The following is a 12,081-nucleotide window of genomic DNA, read 5'->3' as shown; positions in this document are numbered from 1 at the left end:
ATTTTGAAATGTGTTTCCGATTTATATATAGTAGCTTCGGCAGGAAGTATAGAAAAACCGTTTTTCTTCTGGGGGTTTTGACAAAAAACTTTTACATTATTGTCATGAATATGTCCCTGAGAGGACCTAAGTTATAACTTATGAAACTGGAACCGATGAAAGCAAGCGCGGAAAAAATCAGATGGCACCCTGAAGACAAGGAGCCGATTCTGATCAAGAGCGGTCCTTATGAAGTCAGGCTCGCCCGTAATGATGAGGAAGTCGCTGCTGCGCAGGCTTTACGTTATCACGTCTTTTATGAAGAAATGTCGGCGATCCCCACGGAAGCCATGAAAAGCCTGTCGCGGGATTTTGATGATTTTGACACTATCTGTGACCATCTTTTGTGCTTTGACACCACCAAAAAAGGGCCGGAGTCTGTTGTTGCGACCTATCGGCTATTGCGGGAAGAGGTGGTGAGCGGGATTGATGATTTTTATTCCTCTCAGGAATATGACATCAGCAACCTTTTCAAACCGGCGTTCCGGAAAAAAATGGGCGACCGGCAACTTCTGGAACTGGGGCGCAGCTGCGTCCATCCCGATTACCGCACCAACAACATCATGCATTTGATGTGGCGGGCCATTGCGCGCTATATTGAGAAACATAAAATCGCCTATCTGTTTGGCTGTGCCAGTCTGCCGGGGGCTAATCCGGAGGACTTGAAACTGCCGCTCAGTTATCTGTATCACAGCCACAAAACACCCGATGAATTTAACGTGCCGGCCATCTCCAGCCGATATCGGACCATGAATTATCTTTCCCCGGGCGATTACGACGACCGGATGGCGCGCCGGGGCTTGGCGCCGCTGGTCAAGGGATATTTGCGGCTCGGCTGTTATATTGGGGATGGGGCCGTGGTGGATGAACAGTTCAACACCACGGATGTGTTCATCCTGCTGCCGGTGGATCGGATTCAGCAGCGTTATCTCGGCCTGTTTGATTAGAGTGAATTGTGAATAGGTTGACCCATTCTGCCGGTCAGGTCTGGTTCAGGAGCCAGGGGTTTGGCGCAGGCCATACTGGCGGTACGGCCAAGCCAAACCCCGCCGGAACTGGACCAGACCTGACCGGCAGAATGGGTCAACCTATTCACAATTCACTCTAGGTCGTAAACTCATAAATTTTTCCTGCCGGCTCCCCCAGCAAAAAACGGCGGCTCCGAAAAGAAAAGCCGCCGTCCTGATTGTTCATTAAACGAAAGACGGATCAGAGGATTCTTTTACGGCGCCTTGCCAGCCCCAGGCCGACGAGGCTGATTCCGAATAGGGCCAGGCTTGCCGGTTCCGCAACCGTGATGGAATTCCCGCAGTCGTTGGCCGGGGCGTTAAAGCCGGCACCGGTGCGCACCTGAAGGCAATATTGACCGAATGTATCGCCCTCATTCTCGAAATCGTCAATCGTGCCATTGGAGAAGTTTGAATATGACGTGATGGCGACGAAATAGGATCCCGGGTCAAGTTGGAGTTCCAGGAACGGATCATAGTCTCCGTTCGGGTCGGATCCTGGATCGGGTGGAAAGCCGACATCGTCATCATCATCGATAAGATTTCCCGCGGAATCGAAAACGCTCAGCACGGCATCGAGACTGTCATCGTCATCCGTATCGGGGGTCAGAATGTCATTGGCGAAGTCCACGTCGAAATAGACTGTCAGCGGATCTCCTTCGCCCACAGAGAAGCTGAACAGATCCAAGTCATTCATGTCCTGATCGGAAATCCAACCAAACGCGGTCAAGGTGCCAGGGAGTGTTCCCAGTGCTTGTGCCGTAGCAGCAGTATCATTCAAGCCTGAACTTGACGTCCCCTCGACGTCCATGACGACGGCTTCTGCCATACTGCTGTAAAAAAATGCAGTCAAGGCCACCGCTGGAATGGACCATTTTTTCCCAAACATTTGAGTAATCCTTTCATTGATTACGATGTTTTGTGCAACTACTGTGATTAAGCAAAAAGTATGCCAGAAAGAAAAAAGTTTTTCATATCAATGTATTGGGAAATCTTATTACGAAACAGTCTGATGAAGTGTAAAAAATCCTGACACTTTTGGCGTGTTTGGCGCGGAACGATCCATGAAGCGGCGCCACGGATTGCTGCGCTTCAGCTTGCCATGACGGCGGGGCCTTTCTTGTTATCGAGGACCCCCGCCGTTTTTACCTCGCACCAGTTTCACATTATGGGCCGCAAGCGCGGCAAGATTGATGATTTCCGAGGCGTAGGAGCCCATGGGAATGATCTGCACCGAATGTTGAAGCCCCACCAGCATGGGGCCGATCACCGTCCCCCCACCCATTTCCCGCATCAGCTTGGTGGAAATGTGCGCGGAATGCATGCCCGGCATGATCAGCACATTAGCGGGACCTGACAGGCGGCAGAAGGGATATTTGGCCATGATTTCCGGGTTAAGCGCCACCCCGGCGTGCATCTCCCCTTCATATTCAAAATCCACCTGGCGTTCGTCCAGGACACGCACGGCCTCGCGGGAGGACTGGGCCAAAATGCCGCCTTCGGGGTTGCCGAAATTGGTATAGGACATGAAGGCAACCCGAGGTTCCATGCCGAAATGACGGACAATCTCGGCGGCGTGTTCGGCGCTGTCAGCCATGTCTTCCCCGGTGGGCATTTCATTGATGGCGGTATCGGCCACAAAAATGGTTCGTTCCCCCTTGACCATGATGGACAGGCCCATGGCCTTGCGCCCCGGGATAGGGTCAATGACTTTCATGACACTCTCAAGTGCGGCGGCATAATGGCGGATATGGCCGGTAACCATGGCGTCCGCGTCACCATGCACCAGCATCAGAGCGCCAAATACGTTGCGGTCGGAATGCACCAACCGCAAACAGTCCCGAAACAGATATCCTTTGCGTTGTAGTTTGGCAAACAGATATTCCGCATATTTCTGGCTTTTGTCGCTGGCGCGGGCATGATGAATTTCGAGATCATCATTGCGGTCATGGCCAATATGTTCCAGAAGATCGCGGATCTTGTTTTCATGACCAATTAGGACCGCCTTGCCGTAGCCGTTCTGTTCGAAACCCAGCGCGGCGCGCAGCACCGTTTCCTCGTCGGCTTCGGTAAAGACAACCCTTTTGGGGGCTGCATCCAGCTGGTCGTATATCATCTGCAAGGTGCCGGTCGTGGGATTGAGGCGCGCCGCCAGCTCCTTGCGGTATTCTTCCATATCAATAATGGGCCTGTTCGCCACGCCGCTTTCCATGGCGGCTTCGGCCACAGCGGGGGGAATGGCGCTGATCAGTCGGGGATCAAAGGGGGCCGGGATGATATATTTGGGGCCGTATTTGGGGTGTTCGCCGGCATAGGCCGAGGCCACCTCGTCCGGGACGTCTTCCCGCGCCAGTTCGGCGATAGCCCGGGCGGCGGCGATTTTCATTTCGTCGTTGATCCGGCTTGCACGCACATCCAGCGCTCCGCGGAAAATATACGGGAACCCCAGAACATTGTTGACCTGGTTGGGGTAGTCTGAACGTCCCGTGGCGACAATGGCGTCGGAACGCACGGCTTCCACTTCCTCCGGGGTGATTTCCGGATCCGGGTTGGCCATGGCAAAAATGATTGGCTGGTCGGCCATGCTTTTCACCATCTGTGGGGTCACTGCTCCCTTGACGGAAAGCCCCAGAAACACATCTGCGCCTTTCAGCGCCTCTTCTAAGGTGCGCAGGTCGGTCTTGATCGCATGGGCCGATTTCCACTGGTTCATACCTTCCTTGCGGCCCTGATAGATCACCCCCTTGCTGTCACACAGGATAACATTGTCATGGGGAACGCCCATGGCCTTGACCAGTTCCGTGCAGGCAATGGCGGCGGCGCCTGCACCGTTCACCACGATGCGCACATCGTGAATGTCGCGGTCTGTCAGGTCCAGGGCGTTGATAATGCCAGCCGCTGTAATAATCGCGGTGCCGTGTTGGTCATCGTGAAATACGGGAATGTTCATTTCCTCGCGCAAGCGTTGTTCGATAATAAAACATTCCGGCGCCTTGATGTCCTCAAGGTTGATGCCGCCAAAAGTTGGCGCTAGCGGCCGCACGCAATTGATAAACTCTTCCACATCCTGGGTATCCACTTCCAGGTCAATGGCGTCCACATCGGCGAAACGCTTGAACAGAACAGCCTTGCCCTCCATTACCGGCTTTGAGGCCAGAGCCCCAAGATTGCCAAGCCCCAGAATGGCCGATCCGTTGGAAATGACCGCCACAAGATTACCCTTGGCGGTATAGTCCCAGGCCATGGCGGGGTGATCCGCGATGGCGCGCACCGGGGCGGCGACGCCGGGCGAATAGGCCAGAGATAGGTCCCGCTGGGTGGCCATAGATTTGCTGGCGACAATTTCGATTTTGCCGGGCCGGCCGGAAGAATGGTAATGCAGGGCTTCCTTGTCCCCGAAAGGTTTTTTACTATTGGTCATATCACTTGTCTTATCTGTCTTTTTTGTCTGTCTTATGACAGATGGTTTTTTGTTTAGCGTCCACGCCGGAGGGTTTGATTTCCGGGGCCGAAGCGGATAGAGTCACTCAACCTTGCTTGTTACAGGCACAGGAACTGTCCAATAGTCCTATGTTCTGTGAACATGCTCGTTTTTTGTATTAATATTTCTTAATAAGAATGTCTATTGGAATTTTTGAATAAAATTCTCTCAAAAACTATCTGAAAATTTTTAAAAGACTGCGGATATTAAGACGCTTATGACCGAATTGCTCGACACAGATCATCACAAGCCGGAACAAAAGAGTGACGAGAGGGGGCGGCCGTCTGCGGCCCGTGAGGAGCAATGCCCAGAGAAAAAGCCGAAAAAAGCTGCCACAGCAACTGGCAAAAAAACTGGCAAAAAACCGGCCCAGCCAACCCCCATGATGGCCCAGTATCTGGAGATCAAGGCGGCGTATGAAGGTTATCTGCTGTTTTACCGGATGGGGGATTTTTATGAGCTGTTCTTTGAGGATGCCATCAAGGCGTCCGAGGCGCTGGACATCACCCTGACCAAACGCGGCAAACATCTGGACGAAGACGTTCCCATGTGTGGTGTCCCGGTGCATGCGGCAGAAACCTACCTGGCGCGCCTGATCCGCAAAGGATTCAAAGTTGCCGTCTGCGAGCAGATGGAAGACCCGGCGGAGGCCAAAAAACGCGGTTCCAAAGCGGTGGTGAAACGGGATGTGATTCGGCTTGTCACGCCGGGAACCATCACCGAAGAAAATCTTCTGGATGCACGACAGCATAATTATCTGGCGGCGCTGTGTCAGATACAGGGGGAATTTGCGCTGGCCTGGCTGGATATATCCACTGGCGATTTTTATGTGTCGCGGCTGGATCCGGCCAATCTGGAGGCAGAACTAGCGCGTTTGCAACCCGGCGAACTGCTTCTGCCGTCGTCCCTTCTGGACCGCGATGAATTGGCTGACGGTCTGAGGCCCTGGCGGGACAGTCTCTCCCTTCAGGAAACCCGGTATTTTGACAGCCGTCTTGGGGAAAAACGACTGAAAGAATATTACGGCCTGTCGGTCCTGGACGGGCTGGGGCAGATCGGCCGCGCCGAAGCGGCAGCCTGTGGGGCGTTGCTGGAATATGTGCAGGAAACCCAGAAGGGCAAACTGCCCAAACTATCCCGCCCGCACCCCATCGGCGAAGAGGCGACCATGATGATCGACGGGGCGACCCGCCGCAATCTGGAGCTATCGCAAACCTTGAGCGGCGAACGCCGGGGCAGTTTGTTGAGTGTGCTGGACCGGACCGTCACGGGGGCCGGTGCCCGTTTGTTGGCCACCCGCCTGAGTGCGCCGCTGACGGATCCTGCGGCCATTAACCGGCGTCTGGATCTGGTGTCCTTTTATCTGGAGGAAGAAAGTCTGCGGCGTAAGATGCGCGACCTGCTGAAAAAGTGTCCAGACATGGAACGGGCCCTGTCGCGGCTGTCGCTGGGCCGGGGAGGACCGCGGGATCTGGCGGCGATCCGGGACGGTCTGGAGCAGGCTGGGGAAATTCGCCAGCTTTTGGAAAAGGCCGCGGGGCAGCAGACCGCCGATATGCTGGGGCTGCCCGAAGACATGCAGAAGGTCATCAGCCATCTGGGCCGTCATGCGGCTCTGGTGGATATGTTGCACCGGGCGCTGGCCGAGGACCTGCCGACCATCATCCGCGACGGCAACTTCATCGCCAGGGGCTATCATGCCGCCCTGGATGAATTCAGGATGTTGCGGGATGAAAGCCGTCGGTTGATTGCCGCGCTGGAAGGTCAGTACCGGGAGCAGACCGGCATTTCGACCCTGAAGGTGCGTCACAACAACGTCCTAGGCTATTATATCGAGGTGACGGCGACCCATGCGGATAAAATGATGTCGCCGCCGCTGTCCGAAGAATTCATTCACCGTCAGACGCTTGCCAATGTGGTGCGCTTCAACAGTACGGAACTGGCCAAGCTGGCCGGCAGGATCAGCCAGGCGGGAGAACAATGTCTGGCTCTGGAGCATGAAATTTTCGAAGATCTGACCGGAACGGTCATGGCCGAATGGGACAGCATTTCCCGAGCGGCGCAGGCGCTAGCGCAGCTGGATGTGGCCTCGGCGCTGGCGGAACTTGCCGCCGAAAATAATTATTGCCGTCCCAAGGTGGATGACAGTCTTGAATTTACCATTGTGGGAGGGCGCCATCCGGTGGTGGAAGCGGCGTTGAAGGTTGCTCAGGAAGGGCCGTTCGTGGCCAATGATTGTGACCTGTCGCCGGCCAACAGGCTGTGGCTGATTACGGGACCCAACATGGCCGGGAAAAGCACCTTTCTGCGTCAGAATGCCCTGATTGCTGTGATGGCGCAGATGGGAAGCTATGTGCCTGCCGAGAGGGCCCATATCGGTATTGTTGATCGGCTGTTCAGCCGGGTGGGGGCCAGCGACGACCTGGCTCGCGGGCGGTCCACTTTTATGGTGGAAATGGTGGAAACCGCCGCCATTCTGAATCAGGCGGGGCGGCGTGCCCTGGTGATTTTGGACGAGATCGGCCGTGGCACGGCCACCTATGACGGTCTGTCCATTGCCTGGGCCGCGGTGGAGCACCTGCACGAGGAAAACCGCTGCCGGGGACTGTTTGCCACCCATTACCATGAATTGACCGCCCTCGCGAGCAGGCTGGATCATCTGTCGCTCTATTATATGAAAGTCAAGGAATGGGACGGCGAAGTGGTGTTTCTGCATGAGGTGGGGCCAGGGGCGGCGGATCGCTCCTATGGTATTCAGGTGGCGCGTCTTGCGGGATTGCCGCAGGTGGTGATCGAGCGCGCGCAACAGGTGCTGTACAGTCTGGAACAGGGGGATGGGACCACAGGGCCAGGGGGCAAGCCGGGGGGCGGCCTAGGGACGCTGGTCGAGGAATTGCCGCTTTTTTCTGCTTTTAAGGAAACCATGCCCGCAGAAGAAAGTCGCGACAGCAGGCTGAAGGACATGTTAAAAGAAATACACCCGGACGAGCTTACGCCCCGGGAAGCCCTGGATATGATATACCGGCTGAAGGATGCCGCTGGTGACTAGACCTTATGTGAGAATGCGAAAAGTAAAGAACCATCTAGATATTGTGGACGGCAAGGCGTTGCGGGCGGAAATTGCAGCCCTCAAGGAGGAGTTTTCCCCGGCCGACGTACGGGAGCCTTTGCTGAAACGGCTCAAGGTGGCGTATCAGGCGGGGTTTGAAGAAATCAAAAGACGTTGCGAGGCCGGGGAAGGGGGCATTACCCTGGTGCGGGCCCAGACTTATCTGACCGATGAAATTATCCGTGCGCTGTATGATGTGACGTCGGAATATATCTATCACCAGCCCAATCCCACCAGCGCGGAAAAACTGTGTCTTGTGGCGGTGGGCGGATACGGCCGGGGCGAAATGGCGCCTTATTCCGATATCGACCTGCTTTTCCTGTTGCCTTACAAGCAGACTCCTTGGGGGGAGCAGGTGGTGGAATATATGCTCTATATGATGTGGGATATGGGGCTGAAAGTGGGCCATGCCACCCGGACGGTGGGGGAATGCATCCGGTTGGCGCAGGGAGACCTCAGCATCAAGACCTCATTGCTGGAGGCGCGTTATCTGTGGGGGGATAAAAGCCTGTTTGATGAATTTGTCGCCCGTTACGATAAAGAGATTATTGAAGGCCAGGAACCCGAATTTGTGGAAGAAAAACTGGCCGAACGGGATACGCGCCATCTGAAGATGGGGGACAGTCGATATGTGGTGGAGCCCAATCTGAAGGACGGGAAGGGCGGGCTCCGAGACCTGCAGACGCTCTATTGGATTTCCAAATTCATCTATAAGGTTCAATCGGCCTCCGAACTGGTGGGCAAGGGGGTTTTTTCCCGCGAGGAGTACCGCCAGTTCCGCAAGGCTGAAAAATTTCTGTATACGGTCCGTTGTCATCTGCATTACATCATGGGACGCCCGGAAGAACGCATTACCTTTGATGTGCAGAAAACATTAGCCCGGCGACTGGGATATATGGACCGGCCGGGATCTTCCGGCGTGGAACGGTTCATGAAGCATTATTTCCTGAATGCCAAGAATGTCGGGGATCTCACGCGTATCTTCTGCTCCTATCTCGAAGCTCAGCACAAACGTAAGACCCGGCTGAAAATCCCGAGCTTTGGGCTGCGCCGTAAAAGCGTTGACGGTTTTCCCATTGACGGCAGCCGCCTTTCGGTCAAGGGCGTGCGTACCTTTACGGAAAACTCCGTGGAAATGATCCGCATTTTTTATGTCGCCCAGAAATATCACCTGGACGTGCATCCGCGCGCCTTGCGGCTGATCCGGCAGAATCTCAAGCTGATTGATCGAGATGTGCGTAATGATCCTGAGGCCAATGAGCTGTTTATGGAGATTCTGACGTTCCGTGAAGGCCCTGGCTTTATTTTGCGGCTAATGAACGAGGCCGGGGTGTTTGGCCGTTTTGTGCCGGATTTCGGGCGGGTGGTGGCCCAGATGCAATATGACATGTATCATGTCTATACGGTGGATGAACATACCATCCGGGCCATTGAACTGCTTTCGGAAGTAGAGAGGGGTGAGCTGGCCGAGGATCACCCGCTGGCCAACGAAATCGTTCACAAGGTGCTCTCCCGCCGGGTGTTGTATGTAGCGGTGCTGCTGCATGATATTGCCAAGGGGCGCAAAGGGGACCATTCCGTACTTGGCGCCGAGGTGGCGAAAAAACTGTGCCCCCGGTTTGGTATGAGCCCGGCGGAGACGGAGACTGTGGCCTGGCTGGTGCGCTGGCATTTGTTGATGAGCGGTATTGCCTTCAAACGCGATCTGAATGACCCCAAAACCATCATTGATTTTGCCAATGCAGTGCAGAGCCCGGAGCGGCTGCGGCTTTTGCTGGTTCTCACGGTGGTGGATATTCGGGCTGTGGGGCCGAAGATCTGGAACGGCTGGAAGGGGCAGCTGCTCAGAGACCTGTATTATCGGGCCGAAGAATATCTGTTGGGCGGACAGATTGAAAAAAGCAATCTGTTCCGTGTGGAAAAAAGGATCAATGCCTTGCGGCAGGTGCTGTCCGACTGGTCCGATGAAAAGTTCGAAGCGTTCAAGGAGCGTTTTTATGACAGTTTCTGGATGGCGCTGGACGAAACCAATCATGAACGGATCGCCCGGATCATGGAAAAGGCAGATGCTCGGGATGACAGGTTGACCATTGACATCCGTTCCGACGAATTTCAAGAAATCACCGAACTGATTATTTATGCCCAGGATCACCCCGGCCTGTTTGCCCGCATCACCGGGGCAATTGCCCTGAGCGGCGCGACCATTCAGGACGCCAAGATCCTGACCACCAAGGATGGCATGGCCGTGGACACTTTCTGGATCCAAGAAGCCGACGGGTCGGCGTTCAAGGATCCCCATAAACAGGAAAAGCTGAAAAAAACGATCAAGGAAACGCTGATGGGTAAAATCCTGCCGCGCAAGGTGTTGCAGAAACGGCAGGAGGAAAAGAAATCGAAACGCACCGCCGTGTTTACCGTGGAGCCGGTGGTTCTGATCGACAACAAGGCAAGCAACACCTATACGGTGATCGAAGTGAACGGCCTGGACCGGGTTGGATATCTGTATGACTTGTCGCGCACGCTGGTGGATTTGAAACTGAGCATCGGCAGCGCCCATATTGCGACTTATGGTGAGCGTGCTGTGACGGTCTTTTTTGTGCGAGACTTGTTTGGCCACAAGGTGACGCATGAGCAGAAACTGGCCCAGATTGAAAAGGCGCTTATGGCGGTCCTGACCGGACAGGAGGACCCAGATAATGCGGCAAAAAAACAACAGCCTTCCGTCAGGGAAGCGTCATAGGGTAGGGCCACGGTATTCACATGTCCATTTTAAAAGCCACCGCCATTTTTGGCAGTTTCACTTTTCTGAGCCGTATTCTGGGTTTTGTCCGGGACATTCTGATGGCGTCCATTTTGGGGGCGGGTATTGTGGCGGACTGTTTTGTGGTGGCCTTCAAGCTGCCCAATTTTTTCCGACGGCTGTTTGCAGAAGGGGCATTCAGCGCCTCTTTTGTGCCGCTGTTTTCCGCCACGTTGGAAAAGGAGGGTAAACAGGAGGCCCTGAATTTTGCAGAAGAGGCCCTGGCGGGGCTTTTAGTGGCGCTTCTGGGGCTGGTAGGGGTGATGGAACTGTTCACGCCAGCTGTGATTTACGTGTTGGCGGGCGGGTTTGCCGACGATGCCGCTAAATTTTCCCTCGCCGTGGTGCTGACCCGGATTACCTTCCCCTTTATTCTGTTTATTTCCCTGGTATCCCTGCTGGGGGGGATCCTGAATGCCCTGGGGCGGTTTGCGGAAACCGCGGCTTTGCCGATTGTGCTTAACATCTGTCTGATTTCGGCACTGGTTTTTGCCCAAGAGGTGCTGGAAACCCCGGCTCATGCTTTGGCTATTGCTGTCTCGCTGGCGGGGTTCCTTCAACTCGTTTTGCTCTATATGGCCTGTCGCAAGGCCGGGTATCGCCTGCATCTGCGCTGGCCGCGGCTTACCCCCCGGGTGCGGGAGCTTTTGACCATTATGGCGCCGGCGGCCCTTGGGGCCGGGGTGATCCAGCTTAACCTGATGCTGGACATGATATTGGCTTCGCATCTGCCGGATGGGTCTTTGTCTTTTCTGTTTTATGCGGACCGGCTGAATCAATTGCCCATTGGGGTGATCGGGGTGGCCCTGGGTACGGTTTTGTTACCGCTATTGGCACGGGAAATTGCCGCCGGCAATGAAGGACAGGTTAGTGCCAATCAGAACCGGGCTATTGAGATGGGACTGTTTTTTACCATTCCCGCTGCCGTGGCGTTTATTATTGTGCCTTATGAGCTGATTCACGTGCTGCTGGAACGCAATCAGTTTACAGCTGAGGATACCCGGCAGACGGCACTGGCGCTGGCCGCGTATGCGGTTGGCTTGCCGGCTTATGTACTGGCCAAGGTGTTCAGCCCGGGGTATTTCGCCCGCAAGGACACCAAAACACCGGTAAAGTTTGCGATGGTGGCGCTGATGGTGAATCTGGTGCTGAATATTGCGCTGATGATTCCTTTCAAACATGTGGGCTTGGCGCTGGCAACGGCCATATCCGCCTGGGTTAATGTGGCGCTGCTGTGCACGGGGCTGATCCGGCGGGGGCAGTACCGGTTTGACCGTATGGTGTTGACCCGCCTTGGGCGTTATGTCTTGTGTAGTTTGGGCATGGGACTTCTGGTCTGGCAGCTTTCGCATCTTGTGGCGCCCTGGATCGCCGGGGAACTTTCCGCACAGCTAGTGGGATTGGCGGTGCTGGTGATCGGCGGTGTGGCCAGTTATGTTGTGCTGGCATTTGTCGTTGGAGCGGTTCGTCGTGAAGACCTGGATCTGCTGACCCGCCGACGCGCTGTGAAGTGAAACAGACCCGACCGACAACACTTCCCTTGACCGCGACATGATTAATCGTCATAACCCAGAGAGTTTATGGGACCCAGAGTTTACGGGCTCAAAGATAAGGGGCATGTCCACAATGCCCCCAAGCAATGATA

Annotated in this window: 6 protein-coding genes; 4 read left to right on the top strand and 2 right to left on the bottom strand. The window is 55.1% G+C overall.

All coding sequences use genetic code 11. The features are described from left to right. Window positions 1-140: 140 nt before the first annotated feature. Window positions 141-986, top strand: a complete 846-nt coding sequence (locus FE788_RS09790; protein ID WP_210413874.1) for a GNAT family N-acetyltransferase — start codon at window positions 141-143, stop codon at window positions 984-986. Between the two features lie 262 nt (window positions 987-1,248). Here the strand turns inward: FE788_RS09790 and FE788_RS09785 are convergent, their stop codons facing one another. Both FE788_RS09785 and FE788_RS09780 read right to left on the bottom strand, forming a co-directional pair. Beyond that, entirely contained in the window at window positions 1,249-1,935 is a 687-nt protein-coding gene (locus tag FE788_RS09785; RefSeq protein ID WP_138380466.1) for a DVUA0089 family protein, read from the bottom strand. Window positions 1,936-2,169: 234 nt separating this feature from the next. Continuing rightward, a complete protein-coding gene (locus FE788_RS09780; protein ID WP_138380465.1) occupies window positions 2,170-4,467 on the bottom strand; it encodes an NADP-dependent malic enzyme in 2,298 nt (765 codons plus the stop codon). A gap of 442 nt (window positions 4,468-4,909) precedes the next feature. Here FE788_RS09780 and mutS point away from each other — a divergent pair, with 442 nt between their 5' ends. From mutS to murJ, 3 genes are read left to right on the top strand one after another with little or no spacing between them, the layout of a single operon-like run. Continuing rightward, on the top strand, window positions 4,910-7,576 hold the full coding sequence (mutS, locus tag FE788_RS09775) for a DNA mismatch repair protein MutS (RefSeq protein ID WP_138381353.1): 2,667 nt from the start codon (window positions 4,910-4,912) through the stop codon (window positions 7,574-7,576). Beyond that, window positions 7,569-10,376 carry a [protein-PII] uridylyltransferase gene (locus tag FE788_RS09770; RefSeq protein WP_210413870.1) on the top strand — a complete coding sequence of 936 codons (2,808 nt, stop codon included), beginning with the start codon at window positions 7,569-7,571 and terminating at the stop codon, window positions 10,374-10,376. The genes mutS and FE788_RS09770 overlap by 8 nt, the downstream gene beginning before the upstream one ends. A gap of 20 nt (window positions 10,377-10,396) precedes the next feature. Further along, entirely contained in the window at window positions 10,397-11,950 is a 1,554-nt protein-coding gene (gene murJ / locus FE788_RS09765; protein WP_138380463.1) for a murein biosynthesis integral membrane protein MurJ, read from the top strand. The last annotated feature ends 131 nt before the right edge of the window (window positions 11,951-12,081 follow it).

The sequence above is a fragment of the Luteithermobacter gelatinilyticus genome (assembly GCF_005849285.1).
Taxonomy (GTDB): domain Bacteria; phylum Pseudomonadota; class Alphaproteobacteria; order Sphingomonadales; family Emcibacteraceae; genus Luteithermobacter; species Luteithermobacter gelatinilyticus.
The sequence above is the reverse complement of the archived record's forward strand: the minus strand, read 5'-3'. Positions and strand labels throughout refer to the sequence as shown.